Origin of the sequence: Xanthomonas pisi DSM 18956 (genome assembly GCF_001010415.1) — a bacterium.
Taxonomy (GTDB): Bacteria; Pseudomonadota; Gammaproteobacteria; order Xanthomonadales; family Xanthomonadaceae; genus Xanthomonas; species Xanthomonas pisi.
Map to the genome: position 1 here is coordinate 90,704 of NZ_JPLE01000012.1, position 24,933 is coordinate 115,636.

A 24,933-nucleotide genomic window follows, 5' to 3' on the forward strand; every position below is an offset into this window, starting at 1 on the left:
CGTCGCTCTGCGAACCAGGGGCTCGTCGGCGCTACTTCTCTTTTGCGGCAAGGTTTTGAATGCGATCACGCGGCCGCCTGCATCGGCAAGCCAGCCCGACACCTGCTGCGAACAGCGTGTCATGCAACTACCGACCAACATCATGGCGCAGTGTCCTCGCCGCTTGCAGCACCGTGTAGCGGCATGGATGCCGCCACCGAGCCTCCAGGGACGGATTCAACGGCGTGTCCCGGAAGTGGTGAGGGCATCGCGCCCTCGACCAGCTCGGCTTTACAGCATTCACCTGATTCAACGTTCAAGACTTCAGCCGTATTGAAAGTGGTTGGTGGCAAGTCCCAAGCCCCAAGTCGCAGTGCCAGGCACCAATCGCAATGGCAGCCCGCATGGATGCGGGCATCCAACCGCGAGCACTCAGCAAGGCAACCCACCCAGCCGTTGCTGCAGCGAGTGAATCTGCCCCTGCTTCACGCCGAGCCCAGCGCCGGCCGTGTGCGCCTGGCTTGCGCGCGATGCGCGTGTAGGCGTTGCAACGCTGGCAGCAACGGCCCTTGAGTGGCACACCTACCCCTCGGGCAGCTGCAGCGCGGCGTGGCCGCCCCGATGGCGTTTGTTAAGCTCCAGTCTTTGTGTCCAGATCAAGGCCGACCAGATGACTGCATCCCCAACCGCACGCCGCCCGGGCCTGCCCCTGCATTGGAAGATGGGCATTGGCTTCGCCGTGGGCCTGTTGTTGGGTCTGACCGTCTACTACCTGGCCGGCAGCGATGCCGAGTGGGTGCGGTTGGCGACCAAGTACGTGACCACGCCGTTCTCGCAGATCTTCCTCAATCTGATCTTCATGCTGATCGTACCGCTGCTGTTTTCGGCACTGGTGATGGGCATCTCCGAAATGGGCGACATCCGCGCGCTGGGCCGGGTGGGCTGGCGCACGCTGGGCTATACGGTCGTGCTGTCCGGCATTGCGGTGCTGCTCGGTCTGGTGCTGGTCAATGTGCTCAAGCCCGGTGCCGGCGTGGACCCGCAGCTGGCCAATCAGCTGATCCAGGAAAACGCCGACCGCACCCGCGAGATCATTTCCAGCTCCGGCACCCAGCCGCAGGGCATGGACATGCTGCTGTCGATCGTGCCCAACAATGTGATTGCCGCCGCATCCAGCAATGGCGCGATCCTGTCGCTGATGTTCTTCGCGGTGATGTTCGGCGTGGGCATGGTGCTCACCGCCGACGAAAAGGTCGCCACGCTCAAGCGCGGCATCGAGGGCATCTTCGAAATCTCGATGACCCTGATCGGGCTGGTGATCCGGCTGGCGCCGTATGCGGTGGCCTGCTTCATGTTCAACCTGGCCGCGCTGTTCGGGTTCGATCTGTTGATCCGCCTGGGCGCTTACGTGGGCGTGGTGGTGCTGGCGCTGGGCCTGCACATGGTGGTCAGCTACGGGCTGGCGGTGAAGTTTGCCGGGCGCTCGCCGATCGGCTTCTTCAGGCAGACCCAGGAGGCCACGATGATGGCGTTCTCCACCGCCTCCAGTAACGCGACCCTGCCCACCGCCTTGCGCGTGGCCGACGACATGGGCCTGCCGCCGCGCGTGTCGCGTTTCGTGCTCACCGTCGGTGCCACCGCAAACCAGAACGGCACGGCGCTGTTCGAGGGCGTGACGGTGATCTTCCTGGCGCAGTTCTTCAATGTGGACCTGAGCATCGGCCAGCAGTTCATGGTGATGCTGGTCTGCATCCTGGGCGGCATCGGCACCGCTGGCGTACCGTCGGGATCGCTGCCGGTGGTGGCGCTGATCTGCGCAATGGTCGGGGTCAACCCGGTCGGCATCGGCATGATCCTGGGCGTGAACCACTTTTTGGATATGTGCCGGACGGCGCTGAATGTGACCGGCGATCTGGCGCTGACGACCCTGGTCGCCAAGGGCGAAGAGTAGGGATTCGGGATTGGGGATTGGGGATTCGTCACAGCGGGCTGCTGCGATCGTCAGGCACCAGGTGGGGTCTTGCGGTATTGCGGCGGTGTCTGGCACTGGTTGCATCGCTGTCCAGCGGGCGAGGCTGCCGAGGTCGGCTCCGGCTTCGCCAATCCCGAATCCCGAATCCCTACTCCCCAGTCCCGGCTCCCTAACGCGGACTAGGGAGTCGGGACTGGGGATTCGTTGGAGCCGGCGTACTGGGATCGTGAGGCACCAGGTGGAGTCTTGCGGTGTGGCGGCGGTGTCTGGCACTGATTGCATCGCTTCCAGCGGACGAGTCTGCCAAGGTCGGCTCCGGCTTCACCAATCCCGAATCCCGACTCCCCAATCCCGGCTCCCTAACGCGCTCTGTGGGAGAATGAGCGTCTCCGCTTCCAGCGGTGTTCCCCTCCGCTTCCATAGACGCCCATGACCCAGCCCACCCGCCGCCAGCTGGCCAACGCCATCCGTTTTCTTGCCGCAGATGCGGTCGAAGCCGCCAAGTCCGGCCATCCCGGCATGCCCATGGGCATGGCCGATATCGCCGAAGTGCTGTGGAACGATTATTTCCGGCACAACCCGAACAACCCGCAATGGTTCAACCGCGACCGGTTCGTGCTGTCCAACGGCCACGGCTCGATGCTGCAGTACGCGCTGCTGCACCTGTCCGGCTACGACCTGCCGATCGAGCAGCTCAAGCAGTTCCGTCAGTTGCACAGCAAGACCGCCGGCCACCCCGAGCGCAGCGAAACCCCGGGCGTTGAGACCACCACCGGCCCGCTGGGGCAGGGCTTTGCCAACGCCGTGGGCTTCGCACTGGCCGAGAAGTTGCTGGCGCAGCGCTATAACCGGCCTGAGCTGGAAATCGTCGATCACCGTACCTGGGTGTTCATGGGCGACGGCTGCCTGATGGAAGGCATTTCGCACGAAGCCGCCTCGCTGGCCGGGACCTGGGGCCTGGGCAAGCTGGTGGCGTTCTGGGACAACAACCAGATCTCCATCGACGGCAACACCGCCGGCTGGTTCAGCGACAACACCCCGGCGCGTTTCGAGGCCTATGGCTGGCATGTGATCCGCGATGTCGACGGGCATGATGCCGACAAGATCAAGGCGGCGATTGAAGCGGCGCTGGAAAACAGCGACAAGCCGACCCTGATCTGCTGCCGCACCAAGATCGGCTTCGGGGCGCCCACCAAGGCCGGCAAAGAATCCTCGCACGGCGCGCCGCTGGGCAAGGAAGAACTCGAGGGCGCCCGCAAGGCGCTGGAGTGGCCGTACGGCCCGTTCGAAATTCCCGAAGAAATCTACGCCGGCTGGCGCGCAGGTGGCACCGGCACGCTGCGTCAGGCCGAGTGGGAGCAGCTGTTCGACAAGTACGGCAAGCAGTATTCGGCCGAAGCTGCCGAACTGACCCGTCGCTCGCACGCCGAGCTGCCGGCCGACTTCATCGCCCAGGCCGATGCCTACATCGCCAAGGCGCAGGAAGATGGGCAGACCATCGCCTCGCGCAAGGCCTCGCAGCTGGCGATCGAAGCGTTTGCACCGCTGCTGCCCGAGTTGATCGGCGGCTCGGCCGACCTGGCGCATTCCAACCTGACCTTGTGGAAGGCCAGCAAGTCGGTGGCCACCGACGACCCGGATGCCAACTACGTCTACTACGGCGTGCGCGAGTTCGGCATGACCGCCATCGCCAACGGCCTGGCGCTGCATGGCGGCTTCATTCCGTTCGACGCCACCTTCCTGGTGTTCAGCGACTACGCGCGTAACGGCGTGCGCATGAGCGCGTTGAATCCGGCCCATGCCATCCACGTGTACACGCACGACTCGATCGGCCTGGGCGAGGACGGCCCGACCCATCAGCCGGTGGAGCACCTGGCCTCGCTGCGCTACATCCCCAACAACGATGTGTGGCGCCCGGGCGATGCGGTGGAATCGGCGGTGAGCTGGAAGGCCGCCATCACCCGCAAGGACGGCCCGAGCTGCCTGGTGTTCAGCCGCCAGAACCTGCAGCACCAGCCGCGCAGCGCCGAGCAGCTCAAGCTGATCGAGCGCGGTGGCTATGTGCTGGCCGATGCCGAGGGCGGTACGCCGGACGTGATCCTGATCGCCACCGGTTCGGAAGTGGGTCTGGCGGTGGAAGCCAAGAGGACGCTGGATGCGGCCGGTTTGAAGACACGCGTGGTGTCGATGCCGTCCACCGACGTGTTCGATCGCCAGGACGCGGCCTATCGCGAATCGGTGCTGCCGAACGCGGTGCGCAAGCGCGTGGCGGTGGAGGCGGGCGTGACCGGCTTCTGGCGCAAGTACGTCGGCCTGGATGGCGATGTGGTCGGTATGGATACCTTCGGTGCGTCGGCCCCGGCCGATCAGCTGTATGCGTACTTCAAGATCACTGCCGAGCATGTAGTGGCGGCAGCCAAGGCACTGTAAGACCTGGCGTATTGCGTTAAAGAAAAAGCCGGCGAAAGCCGGCTTTTTTGTTGGATCTCGTGAACGATGCGCGGTGCGTCATCGTTCAACGGAAGCGTGGCCTGCTTCAGTGCGCGTCGTTGGCCAGCGCCGAGGCGCGGATCCCGGTCAGCACCTTCAACTGCGCGTCCATCATCGGCGGGTTGGGATCGTGCCCGGTCCGTGGCAGCAGTAGGAACTCTTTAGTCGGGGCGGACAGACCATCGAAATAAGCTTTGCTGATCTGGGCTGGGGTGACCAGATCCTGTTCGCCCTGAATCAGGTAGACCGGCATGGCGAACCGCGGCCCGAGGTTGCGCAGGTCGATCTGCGGGGCCATGCCATCGCCCGCCAGTCCGACGAACTGCAGGAAGGAATAGTCTTCTCCGGCCTCATAGGCTGCACGGTAGTCGGGCGTGTCGTATTCCGCTGCGAAGGTGAACCAGTCTTCCGGTGCCGGGTCGGTACTCAAGGCTTCGTACTTGCGCGTCAGGCGCCTCAGGACTCCGAAGTTGCGCGGGTTGGTCCATGGCGGCGGGCCGATCGTCTCCAGCTTGCCGATCGCGTCCGCATCGCTGGCTGCGCGGGCCAGGCTCAGCGTCCTGGCGTAACTGGCCGCCATATCGTCCTGATAATTGACCAGTTGTGCGGTGCCGACATAGGCGTGGAACAGGTTGGGATTTGCCTTGGCGATGTTGACGGACAGTGCCGAGCCCCACGATCCACCCATCAGGATGAGCTTGGATTTGCCCAGCCGTTGCGTGGCATAGCGCGCGACCGCGCTACCGTCCTGGGTCAGCCGCTGCATCGTCAGCGTCTCGCCGTCGGCAGGTTTGCTTGCCGCGTAGGTCTTGCCGGAGCCGCGTTGATCCCACTGCACGATGGTGAAGTCGCGCGTCCAGCTGCCGAACAGGCGCTGCGCGAACGGCGTGTTGGGGTTGCCCGGCCCGCCATGGACGATCAGCACCACCGGATTGCGGCAGTCCTGACCTTCGATCGTGACCCATTGCTGGATGCCTCCGATCTGGACAAGACCTGCCTCGTGCAGGGCGTTGCCGGGGACACTGCAAGCGTCACTCAACGGGGTTTTTTCTGACTCTGCAGCGCTCACTGCTGGCGTGCACAACAGCAATAGAGCGACCGCTATCCAGCATTTCTTCATGTGATCCCCGTTGCATTGCGTTCCGTCATGACGTTAGCCACCTGTTCAGCAGCTCGCGCTTCGAGTGTCGCGGCTATGGGCGTTCGGCTGCAATGGCTGCGGTCAGACCGGGAGTTGCGCGATGCGCCTTTCAGCCAGGTAGCGCTCGCTTGTGTCAAGCAAATGCTAAAAAGATGTCAATCCAGCTATTTAAAATGTGAATCATTCCCATTAAAATGTTGCGTTGCCGCGGTCTCGTGGCACGTCCTTCCCCCTGTTTACCGCCGCCTCCGGGTGGCGGCTTGCCCTCGACTGTCTGCGCCGGAGCTGTGATGAATCGTCCTACCGTAATGCGTCTTCTTCCCATTGGGCTGCGCCCGCGCGCGCTGTCGCATGCGGTGTTCGCCGCGTTGTGCACAGTGTCGGCAGGCCAGGCCATGGCCGAAACCCCGGCCGGCGAAGCCGAAGTCACCACGCTGGACCGGCTGAACGTGCAGGGCGAGCAGGTCAAGGGCTATACGGTGGAAAAGACCACGGCCGGTACGCGCATGAACCTGTCGCTGCGCGAGATCCCGCAGTCGGTCAGCGTGGTCACGCGCGAGCGCATGGACGACCAGAACCTGCAGAGCATCACCGATGTGCTCAACAACGTCTCCGGCATCTCGGTGGCGCAGAGCGACAGCGAGCGGCTGGAGTTCTACGCGCGCGGCTTCTACATCGACAACTACCAGTTCGACGGCATTCCGGCGTACATGGAGCAGGCCTGGAGCTATGGCGACTCGGCGCTGGACGTCGCGCTGTACGACCGCGTTGAAGTGGTGCGCGGCGCCACCGGCCTGTTGACCGGCTCGGGCAACCCGTCGGCCTCGATCAACCTGGTGCGCAAGCATGCGGTGAGCCGCGACTTCACCGGCACCGTGTCGGTGGGCGGTGGCGACTTCAACAAGACCCGCAGCGTGGCCGATGTCACCGTGCCGCTGAGCCCTGAAGGCACCGTGCGTGCGCGCGTGGTCGGTGTGTATCAGGACGGCGAATCGGACATGGACCGCTACAACCTGCGCAAGAAGATCGGCTCGGCGATCATCGATGCCGACCTGACCGACAGCACCTTGCTGAGCGTGGGTTACGAGTACCAGAAGAAGGAATCGGACGATGTCACCTGGGGCGGCTTCCCGCTGTTCTACAGCGATGGCACCCGCACCAACTACGAGCGTTCGTTCAATCCGGCGGCCGACTGGACGTTCTGGGACACGCGGCTGCAGCGGACTTTCGCCAGCCTGCAACAGAGCTTCGACAACGGTTGGACGCTCAAGGCCAACGTCAGCCATGAGAAGACCGAAGCGGCGAACCACCTGTTCTATCCGTTCTATACGATCTTCGGCTTCGACCGCACCACCGGCGCTGGCGTGGTGCCGTATTCGGGCAACTACCAGACCGAGCGCAAGGCCGATGGCGCCGATATCTACGCGGAAGGCCCGTTCCAGTTGTTCGGTCGCGAGCATCAGCTGGTTGCCGGCGCGAGCTACAACCGCCGCGAGTACGTCAACAACGGCACCTTCGATTTCCCGGCGCCGCTGGACAGCTACCTCGGCTGGAACGGCGCCTACCCTGAGCCCAACTGGAGCCCGCGCACGGTGCAGAGCGACGGCACCATCAAGCAGAAGGCCGCCTACGTGGCCGCACGCTTTTCGCTGGCCGAGCCGCTGACGCTGCTGGTAGGCGCGCGTTATACCGATTGGCAGATCGATGGCCGCAACTTCGATGCGGCGCAGGGGCTTGTGCCGTTCTCCGATAGCCAGACCGAAGTGACGCCGTACGCCGGTCTGGTCTATGACATCAACGAGGTGTGGTCGACCTACGTCAGCTACACCGAAATCTTCAATCCGCAGACCCTGCGAGATGCCAATGGCGGCTACCTCGACCCGCTGAGCGGCAAGGGCTACGAAGCCGGCGTCAAGGCAGCGTGGTTCGACGACCAGCTCAATGCCTCGCTGGCGCTGTTCCGCATCGAGCAGGACAACCTGGGCGTGGCCACCGGCGGCTTCGTGCCGGGCAGCAGCGAGTCTGCATTCGAGGCCGCCAACGGCGTGGTCAGCGAAGGCTTCGATTTCGAGCTTTCCGGTCGTGTGACCGCTGGCTGGAATGCGACCTTCGGTGCCTCGCACTACACCGCCCGCGACGACAGCGGCACGTCGATCAATACGCACCTGCCGCGCACCACCATCAAGCTGTTCAACAGCTACACCCCGCAGGGTGCGTGGAGCGACTTGACCGTGGGTGGCGGCGTCAACTGGCAGAACCGTTCGTACTACGTTGACCCGGTGTACGGCAGGTTCCAGCAGAGTGCCTACGCCTTGGTCAGTGCATTCGCCCGCTACCGTCTGTCGCCGCGGTTCTCGGTGCAGCTCAATGTCGACAACCTGCTCGACAAGCGCTACTACGCGCAGTTCAACGGTGGCTACGGCGCATGGGGCGCATCGCGCAACGGCATGTTGACCTTCAACTACGCGTTCTGATCGAGGACGACGTCAGCTGGCTTGACGTTCGATCCTGCCGAAGTGACACAGGCACCTGCAAGGGTGCCTGTGTCTTTGTGTGTCTGTCGATCTGTCATGCAGTGCGCAGCTGCTTGCCGCGGCGTCCAGGCAATGCCGCACGGCGTGCGACACCGCTGGTCGTGGCCGCTGTCAGCAAGTCCGTGAGCGTGTTACAACACTGAGGCGCGTTCGATCCTTCGACCGAAACGCGGCGCGCCCGCTCAAGGCAGCAACGGCTGCAACTGCGGCGCCATCACTTCTGCCACCCAGTCCATGAAGGCGCGCACGCGCTGCGGCAGATGGCGGCGTTGCGCATAGAGCAACGTGACCGGCATCGGCTCGGGTGCCAGCTCGGCCAGCACTTCGATCAGGGCGCCGCTGTCCAGATGCGGGCGCAACGGGCTGGCCGGTGCCTGGATGATGCCCAGCCCGGCCAACGCGGCAGCCAGGTACGCATCGCCATTGTTCACCGTCACCGGGCCGCGCATCGGCAACACCTGATAGCTCTGCCCGTTGCGATATTCGAAGCCGGGCGAGCGTTGCCCGAGCGTCGGCACGTAATGCACCAGATCGTGTTGCGCCAGATCGTCCAGGCGCGTCGGCATGCCGCGGCGGGCGAGATAATCGGCGCTTGCGCAGCTGACGATGCCGAACGCGCCCAGCGGGCGTGCGACCAGGCTGGTGTCTTCCAGCGTGCCCACGCGCAGCACGCAGTCGAATCCCTCACGCACCACATCCACGCGGCGGTCGGTGCCGCTGATTTCCACTTCCAGCTGTGGGTGTCGTGCCAGAAACGCGGGCAAGGCGGGGATCACGAAGTTGCGCGCGATGCCGGCGGACATGTCCACGCGCAGGCGACCGCGTAGCTGCCCATGCTCGCGCTGAAACATCGCGTGCAACTCGTCCATGTCGTCGAGCAGGTCGCGGCTGCGCTGATAGAACGCCGCGCCGTCGCCGGTGAGTTGTACGCGCCGCGTGGTGCGATGCAGGAGCTGGGTGCCGAGCGACGCCTCGAGCCGCTGCACGGCGGTGGAGACGCTGGCCTTTGGCAAGCCGAGCGTCTCGGCGGCGCGGGTGAAACTGCCCAGCTCGGCAACGCGCAGGAAGGCGCGCAACGATTCCGTGGTGTCCATCGATTGGTCGATTATCTTGAACGGTGCAATCAGCGTGAGCCGGTTTATGCAGCGCGGCAAGCGCAATAGGCTGGACCACACCCACTTATGGAGCGTGCCGATGTCGACCACCACCACACCCATCACCTTGATCACCGGCGGTAGTCGTGGCCTGGGCCGCAATGCCGCGCTTGCGCTCGCTGCCGAAGGCAACGATCTCGTGTTGACCTACCGCAGCCAGGCCGGCGATGCCGCCGCCGTGGTGGCCGAGATCCAGGCGCTGGGCCGTCGCGCGCATGCGTTGCCGCTGGATGTGGCGCAGGCCGATACCTTCCCCGCATTCGTCGCGCAGCTGAAGGACGTGCTGGCCGATTGGGGGCGTTCGCAGTTCGATGCGCTGGTCAACAACGCCGGTACCGGATTGCATGCGGCCATTGCCGACACCACGCCCGCGCAGTTCGATGCGCTGGTCGATATCCATCTCAAGGGGCCGTACTTTCTGACCCAGGCGTTGCTGCCGCTGATCGCCGATGGCGGACGCATCCTCAACGTGTCCAGCGGCCTTGCACGGTTTGCGCTGCCGGGCTCGTCGGCCTACGCGATGATGAAGGGCGGGGTGGAAGTGTTCACCCGCTATCTGGCCAAGGAACTGGGCGCACGCGGCATCCGTGCCAATACGCTGGCGCCGGGCGCCATCGAAACCGACTTCAACGGCGGCAGCGTCCGCGACAACGCGCAGGTCAACGCGATGGTGTCCTCGGTCACCGCATTGGGTCGCCCCGGGCTGCCGGACGATATCGGACCGGTCGTGGCGGCGCTGCTGGCGCCGGGCACCGGTTGGATCAATGCGCAGCGGATCGAGGTATCGGGTGGGATGTTGATCTGATCGGTCAGGCAGTACCGCGGTGCGGCTGGACGGTATCGCCGCTTGCAGGTCGCCGCACGATCGTGGGCACGATGACAGTGCGTGGTTACGCATGCGGCAGGTTGCGGCGTTGCCTTACTGCAGGGGCTGATCGCCATGCAGGATGGGGTAGGGGTTCAACGCCTCGCCCTTCCACCACTGCTTTTCCTGGCCGAGGCGATGGATCTCGAAGTGCAGATGCGGTGCGGCGGGATCGGCATTGCCGGTGCTGCCGACGTAGCCGATGACCTGGCCACGTGTGATGGATTGTTTTTCGGCCAGGCCATCGGCGTAGCGTTGCAGATGCGCGTAGTAATAGCAGTACGTACCGCCGGGCTCGAACTGATAGACGGTCAGGCCGCCTCGGTCGCTGGTGAAGAGCTTTTCCACCGTACCGTCGGCAACTGCCACAACCGGTGTGCCGGTTGGGGCAAGAATGTCGATGGCATCGTGCACGCGGCCTTCGCTGCGCGCATCGGTGAAGGTGTCCTGCAACTGGTTGGCACCGATACCCTGCACCGGAATCAGCAGAGCGCTACCCGGTGCCGCGCCATCGGCAGTTGGCGCCGGTGTCGACGCCACCGGCGTGTCGGTTGGCGCCGCATCGGTTGCTGGCGCTGCGGCAACCGATGGCGTCGCCGCAGGTGTCGGAGCAGGCGCTGCCATGGGTGCGGCACCTGCTGCATTGCTGCCTGCCGCCATTGCTGCAGCGCTGGACGGCTGCTCCACTTTTGCTTCCGGCGCCGTGCGTTCCAGCCACCAATAGCCGCCTGCACCGATCGCCACGCCTGCAACCAGAATCATCAGCAGTTTCATGCTTACTCCTGCATCACCACCGGAACCGACGGGCCGACCACGCTGGCCAGATTGACGACGTCCCAATTGGTCAGACGCACGCAACCATGGGATTCGGTCTTGCCGACATGGCCGGGCTCCGGCGTACCGTGCAGGCCGTAATGCGGTTTGGACAGGTCGATCCACACGCGGCCAACCGGGTTGTTCGGGCCGGACGGCAAGGTCGCCTTTTGATCACCCTTTTTCGCGTCCCAGAACAGTTTGGGGTTGTACTTGAACACCGGGTCGCGCGAGATGCCCAGGATCTTCCAGCGGCCGATCGGCAACGGATCGTGCTTGCTGCCCGACGACACCGGGAACTGCGCATAGACCTTGCCGTCGGCATCGAACAGGCGCAACGTCGAGTCGGATTTATCCACGACCAACTTGGCAGGCTTGGCCAACGGGGCGACGCCGTCGATATTGGGAACCTGGATCGCACTGCCGGCCTTGCTCAGATCCACGCCGGGGTTGAGTTGGCGTAGCAGCGCAGGGTCGGCATGGAAGCGCTCGCCCAGGGATTCATCTACCGAGACGTAACCGAGCGAAGCCAGCTTGGCCTGTTCGGCCGGGCCCTTGGGAATCGCCTGGAACGGGCCGGCAACGTCGGCATCGGTGAGCGTGTACTGCACCAGCGCCGGTGTGCTGTCGGCCTGCAATGCCTGCCAGGTGGCATCGTCCAGTTCGCCGGTCACCCTGATGTTGTGTGCGGCCTGGAATCCGGAGACCGCGCGCTTCTGATTCGAGCCACGTTCGCCGTCGATCTGGCCTGGGGAAAAATGCGCGCGGTCCAGCAGCACCTGCGCATGCAGATCCGAGCGTGGGCCGGTGGCGACGGCCTTTGCGGCGGGCGTTGCGCTTGGCGCAGATGCGGCAGCAGGCGCAGGTTGCTGTGCCTGTGCCAGCGCAGATAACGAAGCGCTCAACGACAGGGCGAGCAAACAGACGCGAGCGTAAGAGCGAGGAGGCATGTGCAGGTCCGCAAAGAGGCAAGCGCGCACAGTGCCGCAGCGGCGTGCGTTTGCTGCGTGAAATGGCTGCACCCGGACTGACTGAGGCGCGATGACGCTGTGGTCCTTGGTCGATGAGGCGATGCGGTTCCGGGTTGCGCGGCCGTCTGCACGACACCGCCGCGTTGCCCGGGGTGTCATGCGGGTTCGCTTGCGAGACCGCGCACCATGGATCGGAAGCCGATCGCCTGCGTCATGTGCAGACAATCGACCGATGACCTATGCGCCCACCTGGTCGCCTGTCGCACTGGCCTGGCGGTCAGTAGGTATAGCCCACTGACAGCAGGTACACCCGCCCGGTCTGCACGTAGGCGCCATCGGCGCCGGGGTCGTAGGCCATGTACCGATCGGATTTGCCCTGGGTTTCGTAGAACGTGGCGGCGTTGAGCAGGTTCTTGGCCGATACGCCCACATCGACGTGGTGCGGCAGGTGATAGGTGGCGCTGAAATCCAGCGACTTGACCGGCTGCAGATAGTAATTGAGCCGGTCGGTGGTCAGCCCCAGCAATTGCAGGCCGGTGTAGTTGTAGCTCAGGTCGGCGCGCAGGTGCGCATCGTCGTAGAACAGATCCAGGTTGTAGATACGCTCCGGCGCACGCGGCAACCAGGTTTTTTCCGGTTGGTCGGCCCGTTTGCTGTCCGCTTCGCTGCGCTGCAAGGTGAGGTTGGCGGTGACGCCAAGGTTGCTCCAGATGCCCGGCAAGTCCAGCAGGCGTTTGCTGCCGGCCAGCTCCAGCCCGTACAGCGTGGCGGTGCCGCCGTTTTGCGGCATGGTCACCGGCACGCCGTTTTCGAAGGTGGTGCCGGTCGGCACCAGGCCGCCGAGTGTGTTGTCGTTGCTGGTCGCCGATTGCGAGGTGTAGATGAAGCCGGTAATGCGCTTGTAGTAGGTCGAGGCGCTGAGCACGCCGCCGTTGTGGTCGTAGAACTCGGCCGACAGATCGGCATTGTCGGCCTTGCTCGGCTGCAGATCGGGATTGGGTTTGGAAATGCCCACCACGCGCTGGGTGTCGTCGATGGAGTACACCGTCTCGCCGGAAATCAGGCCAAAGGCCGGACGGCTGAAACTGCGGCGCAGCGAGGCGCGGTAGACGGTGAGATCGTCGGGCCGATAGTTGATGCTGATACCGGGCAGGACTTGCCCATAGGTGCTGCCGGTGCCGACGAACCCGCCGCTGGTGCCGTCGCCGCTGGATTGCCAGGAATCGGCCGAGTAGCGGGTCAACTCGTAGCGCACGCCGGGCAGGATGCTGACCTGGCCGATGTGCAGTGCGGCCATCGCGTAGCCCGAATAGATCGCTTCGGTGCTGGAGGTGGTGTTGGCGTTGTAGTCATTGGCGGTGTAGATGCCCGCACCGTTGGGGTCGTCGACGTATTTGTAGGGCAGGGCTTGCGCGCGCATCCAGTTGCGGTCCAGCAGTTTGAACGGACCTGCGTAGTGCCCATCGAAGGCGTTGTAGGTGAGGCGGCCGGGGATGGCGCTCAGCGGGGGGCCGCCAGCGGTGGGGAACGCGTAATTGGGGCCGCCAAAATATGGTCCGTTGGTCACGAAGTTGCCGTCCTTGTGGAAGAACGGGTGGTCGTACGCAGCGCGGTCGGAGTGATCGGCAGACAGGCCGACCTTGACGCTATCCAGCACATCGCCATCGACCTGGTAGGTGATATCGGTGTGCGCATTGACGCGGTTGTCGTGACTGCCGGCATCGTGGCCTTGCACTTTCCACAGCAGCGACGAATCCAGGTTGTAGAAGAAGTCCTTCAACGCCGTCGAGCTGGGGCCGATGCTGGGGTAGGTCGGGTCGCTGAGGTCGAAGGCGAAGCTGCCTGGGGTATAGCCATACAGGCTGGCCGAGACATAATCCGGCCGGCTGCGCGTGCCACGCCCGACCGACGCCCCGTAGTCGAAGCGCAGACGGTCCAGCGTGGTCTGGCCGCCAAGCTGCAAGGTCGCCAGCTTCTCGTCGATGTCGTGGGTATTGAAGTAGCCGCCGCGCACCGCCGTGGGTTGGTTGCGATAGGTTTCCAGGCGTGCGCTGGATTGATCCTGCTGCCCGGTGACGCCGTAGCTGCCGTAGATGGCGCGTACATAGAGCGCACTGTTGTCGCCTTGCCAATCGAGCGAGAGGTTGCCGCCATAGCGTTCGATCTGGCTGGTGTACAGGCTGTATTTGTAGCGCGTGCTGATCAGCGGGCCGACAGCGCGTAGATCGGTTGCGTTGGCCAGTGCCGGGTCGGTCGGCACGTATTTGCTGTTGGGCGCCGGTGCCTGCGCCATGTTGTTGTTCTTGCCGTAATAGGCCGATGCGTACAGGCCAAAGGCATGGTCGCTGCCGAATTTCCAGGCGATCTCCTGCTGGAACGTGCCGCCGGTGTCCTTGCCGCCCAGATGCGAGGCCAGCGCGTTGAGCTGCCCTTGCGCGGTGCTCTTGGCATAAAACTCCTGGTCGAAATCGAACGCGTTGGGCGTGCGCATATCGATCGCACCGCCGATGGCGTCACCGGGCATGTCGGGTGTGGGCGACTTGGACACCTGTACCGACTGGATGCCGAACGGCGCCAGCATGTTCAAGGAGATCGCGCGCGTCGACGAATCGGTTTCCGGCATGCCGAAGCCGTTGAGCGTGTATGCGTTATAGCTGGCATCCATGCCGCGGATGCTGACGTAAGCGTTTTCGCCGGTGGTGGCCTGGCCAAGATGCATGTCGCTGTACGACGACAAGCCAGGCATGTGCGCCACGACATCGGCGATGCCGCCGGAGGGGATGGCGTCGATCTGTTGCTTGCTCATCACGCTGTTGACGCTGCTGGACAGGCGTTGCTCGTTGATCGAACCGGGCGTGGCGGCATGCTTGGCCTGCACGTTGACCGAATCCAACGTGGTGGTGGCAAGGTCCGGCGTCTCTGCCAGGACGGGCGCAGACAGCACCAGTGCGATGGCGCAGCTCAGACGATGGAGGGTGCGGGGAGTGTGCATGCGGGGGACTCGCGTAAGTGAAAGGGAGCGCCTGGCCATGACGCGGGCGCTAAGCGTGCAGCGCCGATGCCTTCCATTGCGGCGGGTCTGTGTGTGTCTGTGCGGTGTACGCCAACGCAAGTGGCGCCGATCAGTGACTCAGATCGATGCCCTTGCAATGCGTTGACGGCCGCTGCGGATTGCAGCGCGCAACCGCATCGCCCTCCAGGCGCACCACGTAGCCGGTGCTGGCCGGCTCGTGTGCGGGAAAGTCGGTGCTGAGCAACTGCGCACCACTGGCGAGCATGCTGTCGCGGCGGGCCGTGTCGTGCTGCAGCGCTTCCTTCAGGTCTGCGTCGGTTCGCGTGCGCACCAGGTAGCCGGCTTTCACCAGCTGCGTGATCGTGTCGGCAGGGCCATCGTTGAGTTCGGTGAATGCGGCATCGTCTTGGCCAGGAACGGCATTGGTGAAACAGACCCGGCCACGCAGCGACGGATGTCCCGGCAGATAGCTCGCACCGGCCGTGCGTTGGTCGAGCAAAAACACGACCTTGCTGCGCGTGTCGGCCAGCGACGGCCAGCCATGCGCAAGCACTGCGGCGTTGAGCGTCCGCGCGTTGCCACGCACCTGGTCGGGGCTGAGGTATTCGCCGGGTCGAAAGACCGAGCGCAGTTCGGCATCCAGTGCATCCATGGTGTCTGCATCGAACGGCTCGGGCTGCACGCTGGGAAAGCCCAACTGCACAGGCGCCTGCTTGGTTTCCAGCAGGATGAAGATCGGCACGTGCCCGGGGTGTTGCCTGGACCAGGTCCGCACCTGCTGCAGGCAGGCGATCAGCGGCTGGCAGTTGCTGCGCTGGTCCACATCCTGCACGTGCATGACCTTGAAACCGGGTTTGTCCATCACACCGGCAGGTGCGCTGGCCGGTGCTGGCGGCAGCCCGGCCTTGGCAATCTGCGCGTCGATCGCCGGATGTGCGTAGCGACCACCACGGGCATCGGCGAACACGTCCAGTTCCAGTTGCCTGACGCCATCGTCCAGTTGTTGCGTCAGCGGCGGATGGCGGTAGTCCAGTGCCGCGAACAAGGCCGGATTGAGTTGTTTCAGCAGCGTGGCTTCGCTGGCGGCAAACCCGGTGTGGTAGCTGTTGTGGCTGCCGACGTATTGCAGGTCGGTAAGGCGCGGCGCAGCGGCCAGCGCAAGATTGCTGGTGATCAGTGCGGCAAACAGTGCAGCTTGCAGTAGTTTGCTTCGCTTTGTGTGCGACTGCTTCGCTTCGCAGTGACCGGTTGAATGAAGTAAGGGAGAAACAGCAACAGAACCCATGCGGCGACGTCAGGAAACGAGGAGGTCGTCATCATCCGGGTGCAGCTTGACGCACATCTTTCCGCAGTGTTGCCGTCATGCGTCAGTCGCTTGTAACGCGCAAGCGAATCCAGTGAATCAACAGGTGGATGGTTTCATTTCTGTGTTGTCTGGCGCAGTGCATTGACCAGCACGCGTGCCTGGAGGCGCTCGCCGATCGTCTGCGGTGTGTCCAATGCCATACGCTGCAGACAGGCCGCTTCGTCGGCCGAGTAGGCCGCGCGCGATGTCACCGCACGCATCAGCATCGCCAGCGTGGCGCCCTTGCTGGCGGTGGCACGCTTGAGCCATGTCAGTGCACGTAGCAAGCGTTGTTCGACCGCGGTGAAATCGCTGCCAAGCGGATAATCGGGCAGGCTGCCATCGCGCCGAAATGGCGCCAGTGCCTGTTCGAGTGCATCGGGCGTGTTGCGTTGTGCGCAGGCGGGCAACACGGGGGCAGTGCGCAGCTTGCGTGACTGGGCGGCCTGCGCAAGCAGCGCATCCTGGAAGCGCGCATCGCAGATGCCGGCCATTTCCAGCACGCAGTCCTGATCGGTCTTGTGGCGCAGATCGGCGATGCCGTACTCGGTGATATAGATGTCGCGCAGATGGCGGGGGATCGTGGTGTGGCCGTAATTCCAGCGCACGTTGCTGGCGGCATCTGCGCCGGCATCGCGGGTGGCGCGCAGCATCAAGGTACTGCGCGCCTGCGGCAGGGCATGCGCCATCGCGACAAAGTTGTATTGCCCGCCGACGCCGGAGACCACGCGCCCATCTTCCAGGCCATCGGACACCGCTGCACCGAGCGCGGTGGCCATCATGCAGGAGTTGAAGAAGCGCGCGTCGCGGCGCTGCAGTCGCTCCAGGGTTTCATTGCCGCCGTACAACTGGTTGATCTCGCTGATGCGGCGCATGCCGATGGCAGTGCGGGTGTCGGCATCCAGATCGCGCAGCCATTGATAGAAGTCCGGCGAGCCGAGATAGAACGCGCCATGCAGGAACTCGCCTTCGCTTGCCAGGCGTGCATGATCGTCGGCATCTGCGCTGCCGTCGGCAATGCGCTGCATCAGCGGCAGGTCGTCGTGCACCTTGCGACGGATCACGCCGCTGTCCACCAGTTGCTTGAAGCCTTCGTTGAGCATTTCGCTGCAGCCGTACAGGCCGATCGTAAACGGCTCCAGGCCGCCGCTGGCAAGCACGCTGGGGTGCCGCTCCAGGGTTGGGTCCAGCGCCTGCAGCGCGCGGCGATAGGTCGCGTTGTCGGTATGCCGCAGCACCAGGGCATGACTCAGTGCGTCGGCCAGCGTGCCGATGCCGATCTGCAAGGTGCCGCCATCGCGTACCAGCGTGCTTGCATACAGGCCGATGGCGTAATCGACGGTCGTCACCGGTTGCCGCGGCAGGCCGAACAGACGCGGCGATGGGCCGGGCAGGTCGATGATCAGATCGAAGAAGGTCGCATCCACCGCGGCAGCGCCGCCCATCCATGGCAGCTGCGGGTCCACTTCGGCCACCAGCAGCGGGCGTGGCAGGCCCAATGCCTGCACGGCGTCCAGCGTGTCCTGGGTGATGTCGTTGTTGCACGACAGCGACAGCCGCGTGCCGCCGGATTCGCGCGCGACCTTCTGCACGATCAGATTCGGCGCGCGCTGCGCCACTGCGGCCGCGGCATGCGTGTAGTTCAAGCTGGTGTAATCGGCCTGCGCCTGGGTGGAGTGCAGCAGGCCGCCGGACTGCATGTAGAACTCTTCCACCTGCACATGCGCCGGCAAGGCGTCGCGCAGCATGGCATCGACATACGCAAGGCGCGGAAAGTCCTCGCCGAAGTGACGTGCGATGAATGCCGCTGTAAAGCGCGCCTCGAGCCCCTTGCCCGGTCTGGGCGGATTGAGCGACAACGCGGTGTACAGCGCCAGCGATCGCGCGGGCGTGGCCTGGATCTGCGCATACAGCGCATTCAACAGCCGGTGCGGCTTGCCGATGCCCAGCGGTGCACCACCCGCAACGGGCCGTCGATGCATTGCAGGATGTGCGCGACCGCAGTGTCCAGATCAGTGACGTAGGTAGGCATGCACGAGAGCGTAGCCCAAAGCGCTGTGGTGGCGACACCGACAGCGGTCGGGCGACTCCCGATAGTGCGCAACGAATCGCTTCTGCAGAAATTACAACTGGGTAACAACTGGCTCATGGTGACGTAATCGAGCGCTCGCAGGATGCGCAGCATGATCACCTCACCCACCCCCGCCGGTTTTTGCCCCCGCCATGGATTTGCCAGTGCCAGCCTGGTCGAGGCCACGCACGCGCAGCGCCAGGAGGTGGAACAGTTCATCGCTGCGGTCTATCTGCGTCGCTATGGCGCGCAGCTGCGCAGTTTCCTGCCGCACCTGCTGGCCTATCGCGATACCAATGGTGTGCTGCTGGCGGCGGTAGGGGTGCGGCTTGGCAGCGCCGGTCGCCTGTTCGTGGAGCAGTATCTGGATAGCCCGGCCGAGTCGGCGCTGGCTGGGCGGATGGCGGTGCCGGTCGCGCGCTCGGGCCTGGCCGAGGTCGGCAACTTCGCCGCGATCAGCTCCGGCAGTGCGCGCGCGCTAATCCCGCAAATGACCCATGCGCTGCATCACGCCGGCGTGCGTTGGGTGTTGTTTACCGCAACCCGGACCTTGCGCAATACCTTCGACCGGCTGCAGCTGCAGCCGGTCGCCCTGGCGCCAGCGCTGCAGTCGCGGGTAACGGACGACGGCACCGAGTGGGGCAGCTATTACGCCACCCATCCACAGGTACTGTGCGGCGATGTCGCCGCCGGTCACGCGTTCCTGCTTGCGCGGCAGGCATTGCACCCGCAGGCCGCGCGCTGCGGTGTCGAGACGATGCTTTGCCAGGCCGGAGCAGGCGCATGAGCGCGCGGTTCGCGGCGCTGCTGGGCGCCCTGCATGGCCATGCGCCGCGCGTGCTGACCGCCGCAGGCAGCCTCGATGCGCAGGAACTGGCCGATGCCGTGGTGGGGCTGGCCGCGCGCCTGCAGACGGCGGGCCTGACCTGTGTCGCCAGCCGGCTGGACAACGGCCCGGGCTGGTTGATCCTGGATCTGGCGCTGCGCCTGATCGATGCGGTACACGTGCCGTTGCCGACGTTTTTCTCCGAGGCGCAGGTGCTGCATGCCTTGATGTCCAGCGGCGCGCAATGCGTGGTGACCGAGGCGGCCGCCACCGCGCCGCCAGGCACCCATGGCGTCATGGCGGCGCTGCAGTTCGATGCACTTCGTGCCTGGCGGGTGGAAGCGCTCGCCCAGACCATCGTGCTGCCTGCCGACACCGCTTGCATCACCTATACCTCAGGCACCACCGGGCGCCCGAAGGGCGTGTGTCTGTCGGCCGACAGCCTGTTGACGGTGGCCGGCGCGCTAGTGGATGCATCGGCTGCGATCGCGCCGCGTCGGCACCTGTGCCTGATGCCGTTGTCCACCTTGCTGGAAAACGTCGCCGGGCTCTACGCGACCTTGCTGTCCGGGGCGCAGGTCGCGTTGCCGTCGCTGGCGGAAATCGGCTACAGCGGCGCCAGCGGGCTGGATGTACCGACGCTGCTGCGTTGTCTGCAGCGTTATCAACCGGAGAGCGTGATCCTGGTGCCGCAGTTGTTGTTGGCATTGGTCAGTGCGGCAGAGCAGGGCGTGGCGCTGCCTGCATCGCTGCGCTATATCGCCGTGGGCGGCGGCCATATCGGCCCAAGTCTGCTGGCGCGCGCCGCAGCGTTGGGCCTGCCGGTGTTCGAAGGCTATGGCCTGACCGAATGCGGCTCGGTGGTCTGCCTCAACCGCCCCGGTGCGCTGCGTCCCGGCAGCGTCGGCCAGCCGCTGGCGCACACCCAGGTGCAGATCGTCGATGGCGAAATTCAAGTGAGCGGCGCGCGCGCGTTGGGCTATCTGGGCGAACAGCCGATGCCGTCGGGACCGGTGCGCACGGGCGATCTCGGACGGGTGGACAGCGATGGCTTCGTCCATATCACCGGGCGGCGCAAACATGTCTTCATCACCGCGTTCGGTCGCAACGTCTCGCCCGAGTGGGTGGAAAGCGAGTTGCTGCAGCATCCCTCGCTCGCCCAGGCCGTGGTCTGGGGCGAAGCGCAGGCCGACAACGTTGCGGTGCTGTGGCCGCGTCGGCCCGACAGCGACGATGCGGCCATCGTCCAGGCGCTGGCCGAGGTCAACGCCGGCCTGCCCGACTACGCACGCGTCGCGCGTTTCGTGCGTGCCGATGCGCCCTTCAGCGCACACGAGGGCCTGCTCACGGCCAACGGGCGCCCCCGGCGCGACGCCATCCTGGCGCGCTACCAATCCGACGTCGATCGCAGCTATCGATTGCCGGCCACTGTCTCTCTCGGAGTTTCAGCATGACCTTCTACACATCCCTGCTGGCGCAGACCCAGGCCGAGCGCGAACGCATGACGCAGGTGCCGATCATCCAGTCCGCACTCGTCGGGCAGATTGCGCGCGCCGATTACGTCGCGTTTCTCGCTCAGGCCTACCACCACGTGCGGCATACCGTGCCGCTGCTGATGGCCTGCGGCGCGCGGTTGCCGGCGCGGCTGGAATGGCTACGCGAAGCCATCGGCGAATACATCGAAGAAGAGATGGGCCATCAGGAGTGGATCCTGGACGACCTGGTGGCGTGCGGACAGCCGCGCGAGGCAGCCGTGCTCGCCGGGCCGTCGCTGGCAACCGAACTGATGGTCAGCTACGCCTACGACACCATCCAGCGCGGCAATCCGGTCGGTTTCTTCGGCATGGTGCTGGTGCTGGAAGGCACCAGCGTGGCATTGGCCACGCGCGCGGCCAATCAGATTGCGCAGTCGCTGGAATTGCCGCGCAACGCCTTCAGCTACCTGCTCTCGCATGGCGATCTGGACATCGAGCACGCCGGTTTTTTCGAAGGCCTGATGAACCGCCTCGACGACCCGCTCGATCAGCAAGCGGTCGTGTATGCGGCCAAGCGCTTCTACGTGTTGTATGGCGACCTGTTTCGCACCTTGCGCGCCGATGGCGTGCGTCTGGCGGAGGCGGCGTGATGGATCTTCGGGGCAGGTGCGTGATCCTCACCGGCGCCAGTGGCGGCATCGGCAGCGCCTTGTGCGCGCAGTTGGTGGCGGCAGGCGCGACCGTGGTGGCGGTAGGGCGCACGCCAGCGACCTTGCAGCGGCTTGCCGACGCGCAGCCGGCCGGGCGCGTGCTACCGGTAGCAGCCGACCTCGCCAGCGCAGCGGGCCGTGCGGTGTTGCTGACGCGGGTACACGCGCTGCAACCGGCACCGTCGGTGCTGGTCCTTGCACATGCGCAGGGTCACTTCGGGCTGTTGCAGGAGCAGGATCCGCACAGCCTGGAGGCGCTGGTGCATGTGAACCTCACCGTGCCCATGCTGCTGGTGCAGGCCGTGCTGCCCATCTTCCTGCGCCAGCCGGAGGCGGCGATGGTGGCGGTCGGCTCCACGTTCGGCAGCATCGGGTTTGCCGGTTTCGCCGGATATAGCGCGAGCAAATTCGGCTTGCGCGGGTTGTTCGAAGCCTTGGCCCGCGAACACGCAGATGCGCAGGTGCGCTTTCAGTATCTGGCGCCGCGCGCCACCGCGACCGGCTTCAATCCCGCCGCAGTCGATGCGCTCAACGTGGCCTTGGGTACGGCGGTGGACCGGGCGGAGGACGTCGCTGCAGCGCTGGTGCAGTCCATCGTGCGTGGGGATGCGCGTCGGCAGTTGGGCTGGCCGGAAAAACTGTTTGCCCGGCTCAACGGTCTGCTGCCCGAAGTGGTGGATCGTGCGTTGCGCAAACAACTTCCCCTCATCCGCCGCCATGCGCGGCCCGGCAGCGTGGTTGCCACACAGGAGCTTTCGCATGAATCGCAATGACTGTCGGCTGCGTGTTTTGTCTGCACTGGCGATGTGGGGAATCGCTGGCGCCAGTTGGGCGGCCGGTCCGGCGCCGCAGGTGGCGCAGCTGCAGGATCGTTGGGCGGTGATCGCCTACCAAACTCCAAAATCGGAGCGGGTTGCGGCGCTGGAAGCGCTCGCGCAGCAGGCCGGGCAGGTACGGCATGCCTTGCCGGACGATGCCGATGCCCTGATCTGGGACGGCATCGTGCGCTCCAGTCTGGCCGGCGAAAAGGGCGGGCTGGGCGCATTGGCGCAGGTCAAACTCGCGCGGACGGATTTCGAGGAGGCGATCAAGCGTGCACCGCGTGCGCTCGATGGCGCGGCCTACACCAGTCTGGGAGCGCTGTATTACCAGGTGCCTGGCTGGCCGATCGGATTCGGCGACGACGCCAAGGCGCGCACCTTGCTGTACCAGGGTCTGGCAATCGATCCTGACGGACTCGACAGCAATTATTTCGTCGGGGATTTTCTGCGCGACCAGAAGGACTGGGCCGGTGCCGCAAAGGCCTTCGAGAAAGCCGCTGCCGCACCGCCACGGCCAGGCCGACAACTGGCCGATACCGGCCGCCGCAAGGAGCTGGCCGCCAAACTGGCAGATGTGCGCGCGCAGCTTGCCAAGCACTGAGCCGCCTCACAGACTGGCTCACATGCGCATCTTGTTGGTCGAAGACGATCTTTCGTTGGGCGAAGGCATCCGCACCGCCTTGCGGCGCGCTGCCTATGCGGTGGACTGGGTACATGACGGGGTCAGTGCGTTGATGGCCCTGCAGGAAGACACCCTGGATCTGGTGATCCTGGACCTGGGCTTGCCGCGCATGGATGGGATCGAGGTCATTCGCACCGCCCGCGCCCGTGCGCTGGACACGCCGATCCTGGTGCTCAGCGCCCGCGAGCGCGCCGCCGATCGCGCGCTGGGCCTGGATGTGGGCGCCGACGATTACCTCGGCAAGCCCTTCGACATCAACGAGCTGCTGGCGCGCACGCGGGCGCTGCTGCGACGTGCGGCCGGGCGTGCGCAACCGACCTTGCAGGCTGGCGCGCTGCGGCTGGATCCGGCCGGCATGTCGGTGCGTTGGCAGGGCCGCGATCTGGATCTGACCCGGCGTGAATTTGCCCTGCTGTGGCTGTTGATGGAGCAGCACGGTCGGCCGATCGGACGCGAACGCATCCAGCAACATCTCTACGGATGGGACGAGGACGTCGCCAGCAATGCAGTGGACGTGCATGTGCATCAGCTGCGCCGCAAGCTGTCACCGGCGCTGATCCGTACCGTGCGCGGCATCGGTTACGCGCTCGACGAGCAGGCCGCCCAGGCCGCCGCCGTACCGCCGCAATGAATTCCATCCGTCGCGTTCTGTTGCTGGCCTTGCTCGGCGTTTTGTCGTTGCTGATGTTGGCTGCAGCCGGTTTCAGTTATCGCGCCGGGCTGCAGGAAGCTGGCGAAATGTTCGATGCGCGCCTGGTGCAATCGGTGCGCGTGCTGGTGTCGTTGGTGGACGAGCCCTTGGGCGATCTGCCGCAGGGCGAGCCGATCGTGATCCGTGGATGGCACGGGCAGGCGCAGGGCGTGGGCGAAGCGCTGGCGTTCAAGGACGGCCATGCCTACGAAACCAAACTGGCGTTTCAGGTGCGCAATGCCGGCGGCGCGTTGCTGTTGCGCTCGGACAGTGCGCCGGCGCAACCGTTGGCGCCGCTGCGTGCCGGCTATGCAGACGTGCGACTGCACGATGGGCAGTGGCGTACGTTTACCTTGCACTCGCCGGGCGGGCGCTGGTTTCAGTCGGCCGAACGCGCCGACATCCGCGAAGAGCTTGCCGAAGACATTGCGCTGGGCACCTTGTTGCCGTTGCTGATGGCGTTGCCGTTGATGGCGCTGTTGATCTGGGCCGTGGTGAACTGGGCCACGCGCTCGCTGGTGCGGGTCTCCGACGAGATCGGCGAACGCGACCCGAAGCGTCTGCAGCCGCTGCAGCCGCAGCACATGCCGCGCGAAGTGCATGGCCTGGTACGCGCGGTCAACGGTTTGATGGACCGTGTGCAGGAAGGGTTGGAGCGCGAACGTCGCTTCATCGCCGATGCTGCGCACGAACTGCGCACACCGATCGCGGCGTTGAAGGTGCATGCGGCCAATCTGCGTCTGGCCGCCGACGCGCAGGAACGGGATGAATCGCAACAGCAACTCGACGCCAACGTGCTCCGTATCGAACGCATGGTTGCGCAATTGCTTACCTTGAGCCGGGTCGAAGCAGTCACTGCCTTGCCACGGCGCAGCGTGAGCCTGGACACCTTGGTGCGCAGCGAATCCGAAGACGTGCTGGTGGTTGCGCTACAGCGACAGCAAGAGGTGGAACTGGCACTGCAGCCGGTGCTGGTGCTCGCAGACGAGTCTGCGTTGTCGCTGCTGTTGCGCAACCTGCTGGAAAACGCCGTGCGCTACACCCCGCCGGGTGGCCGCATCCGGATCAGCACAGACGCCGAGCCGGTGCCGACATTGGTCGTGGAAGATTCCGGGCCCGGCATCCCCGACGCTGCGCGCGGACGTGTCTTCGGCCGCTTCCATCGTGAGCTGGGCACCGGTGTAGAGGGCAGCGGCCTGGGTCTTTCGATCGTGCAGGACATTGCCCAGGCGCACGCAGCGCAGGTTCATCTGGACGATGCACCAACACTCGGCGGCTTGCGCGTCAGTGTGCGATTTGTGGGCCCTGCCGCCGACTGAGGTCTGTCGTCATTGCGCCCTGCGTTTGGCCTGGGAATCACGGCCGCTGCCCTTGGGTGTC

Annotated in this window: 17 protein-coding genes and 1 pseudogene; 11 read left to right on the forward strand and 7 right to left on the reverse strand. The window is 65.1% G+C overall.

Annotation, left to right across the window (positions count from 1 at the left end):
• Positions 1-649: 649 nt before the first annotated feature.
• Together Y887_RS02745 and tkt are read left to right on the forward strand one after the other, a co-directional pair.
• Complete coding sequence (locus Y887_RS02745) at positions 650-1,930, forward strand: dicarboxylate/amino acid:cation symporter (RefSeq protein ID WP_104612013.1); 1,281 nt, start codon at positions 650-652, stop codon at positions 1,928-1,930.
• Between the two features lie 450 nt (positions 1,931-2,380).
• On the forward strand, positions 2,381-4,381 hold the full coding sequence (gene tkt, locus Y887_RS02750) for a transketolase (protein ID WP_046962882.1): 2,001 nt from the start codon (positions 2,381-2,383) through the stop codon (positions 4,379-4,381).
• A 106-nt stretch (positions 4,382-4,487) separates the two neighbouring features.
• Here the strand turns inward: tkt and Y887_RS02755 are convergent, their stop codons facing one another.
• Positions 4,488-5,480: an alpha/beta fold hydrolase gene (locus Y887_RS02755; protein WP_046962883.1), complete on the reverse strand. Its 993-nt coding sequence runs from the start codon at positions 5,478-5,480 to the stop codon at positions 4,488-4,490.
• A 392-nt stretch (positions 5,481-5,872) separates the two neighbouring features.
• Here Y887_RS02755 and fhuE point away from each other — a divergent pair, with 392 nt between their 5' ends.
• Positions 5,873-8,056, forward strand: a complete 2,184-nt coding sequence (gene fhuE / locus Y887_RS02760) for a ferric-rhodotorulic acid/ferric-coprogen receptor FhuE (RefSeq protein WP_046962884.1) — start codon at positions 5,873-5,875, stop codon at positions 8,054-8,056.
• Between the two features lie 242 nt (positions 8,057-8,298).
• Here fhuE and Y887_RS02765 read toward each other — a convergent pair whose 3' ends face one another.
• Positions 8,299-9,276: a LysR family transcriptional regulator gene (locus tag Y887_RS02765; protein ID WP_046962885.1), complete on the reverse strand. Its 978-nt coding sequence runs from the start codon at positions 9,274-9,276 to the stop codon at positions 8,299-8,301.
• Between the two features lie 34 nt (positions 9,277-9,310).
• Between Y887_RS02765 and Y887_RS02770 the strand changes: the two genes are divergently transcribed.
• Positions 9,311-10,075: an SDR family NAD(P)-dependent oxidoreductase gene (locus Y887_RS02770; protein WP_046962886.1), complete on the forward strand. Its 765-nt coding sequence runs from the start codon at positions 9,311-9,313 to the stop codon at positions 10,073-10,075.
• Positions 10,076-10,189: 114 nt separating this feature from the next.
• On the opposite strand, the gene Y887_RS02775 is transcribed toward Y887_RS02770, so the two are convergent.
• From Y887_RS02775 to Y887_RS02795, 5 genes and pseudogenes are all read right to left on the reverse strand, one after another.
• Positions 10,190-10,909 (reverse strand): M23 family metallopeptidase, encoded by a 720-nt coding sequence (locus tag Y887_RS02775; RefSeq protein WP_046962887.1) that lies wholly within the window; start codon positions 10,907-10,909, stop codon positions 10,190-10,192.
• Positions 10,910-10,911: 2 nt separating this feature from the next.
• Complete coding sequence (locus Y887_RS02780) at positions 10,912-11,898, reverse strand: L,D-transpeptidase family protein (protein WP_046962888.1); 987 nt, start codon at positions 11,896-11,898, stop codon at positions 10,912-10,914.
• A gap of 298 nt (positions 11,899-12,196) precedes the next feature.
• Complete coding sequence (locus tag Y887_RS02785; RefSeq protein ID WP_046962889.1) at positions 12,197-14,911, reverse strand: TonB-dependent receptor; 2,715 nt, start codon at positions 14,909-14,911, stop codon at positions 12,197-12,199.
• 130 nt (positions 14,912-15,041) lie between these two features.
• On the reverse strand, positions 15,042-16,217 hold the full coding sequence (locus Y887_RS02790) for a phosphatidylinositol-specific phospholipase C1-like protein (RefSeq protein ID WP_104612015.1): 1,176 nt from the start codon (positions 16,215-16,217) through the stop codon (positions 15,042-15,044).
• Between the two features lie 134 nt (positions 16,218-16,351).
• Positions 16,352-18,309 (reverse strand): annotated as a pseudogene (locus tag Y887_RS02795) (acetyl-CoA hydrolase/transferase C-terminal domain-containing protein).
• Between the two features lie 142 nt (positions 18,310-18,451).
• Here Y887_RS02795 and Y887_RS02800 point away from each other — a divergent pair.
• From Y887_RS02800 to Y887_RS02830, 7 genes are read left to right on the forward strand one after another with little or no spacing between them, the layout of a single operon-like run.
• Complete coding sequence (locus Y887_RS02800; RefSeq protein ID WP_104612017.1) at positions 18,452-19,135, forward strand: thermostable hemolysin; 684 nt, start codon at positions 18,452-18,454, stop codon at positions 19,133-19,135.
• Positions 19,132-20,628 carry an AMP-binding protein gene (locus Y887_RS02805; RefSeq protein ID WP_046962890.1) on the forward strand — a complete coding sequence of 499 codons (1,497 nt, stop codon included), beginning with the start codon at positions 19,132-19,134 and terminating at the stop codon, positions 20,626-20,628. The genes Y887_RS02800 and Y887_RS02805 overlap by 4 nt, the downstream gene beginning before the upstream one ends.
• On the forward strand, positions 20,625-21,299 hold the full coding sequence (locus Y887_RS02810; RefSeq protein WP_046962891.1) for an iron-containing redox enzyme family protein: 675 nt from the start codon (positions 20,625-20,627) through the stop codon (positions 21,297-21,299). The genes Y887_RS02805 and Y887_RS02810 overlap by 4 nt, the downstream gene beginning before the upstream one ends.
• Positions 21,299-22,132, forward strand: coding sequence for an SDR family oxidoreductase (locus Y887_RS02815; RefSeq protein ID WP_046962892.1), 834 nt, complete (start codon positions 21,299-21,301; stop codon positions 22,130-22,132). Before Y887_RS02810 ends, Y887_RS02815 begins: the two co-directional genes overlap by 1 nt.
• A complete protein-coding gene (locus Y887_RS02820; RefSeq protein WP_046962893.1) occupies positions 22,119-22,781 on the forward strand; it encodes a hypothetical protein in 663 nt (220 codons plus the stop codon). The genes Y887_RS02815 and Y887_RS02820 overlap by 14 nt, the downstream gene beginning before the upstream one ends.
• A gap of 22 nt (positions 22,782-22,803) precedes the next feature.
• A complete protein-coding gene (locus Y887_RS02825) occupies positions 22,804-23,493 on the forward strand; it encodes a response regulator transcription factor (RefSeq protein WP_046962894.1) in 690 nt (229 codons plus the stop codon).
• 17 nt (positions 23,494-23,510) lie between these two features.
• The gene (locus tag Y887_RS02830) at positions 23,511-24,872 is read left to right on the forward strand and encodes an ATP-binding protein (RefSeq protein ID WP_046962913.1); all 1,362 of its coding nucleotides are present in this window, start codon (positions 23,511-23,513) and stop codon (positions 24,870-24,872) included.
• The last annotated feature ends 61 nt before the right edge of the window (positions 24,873-24,933 follow it).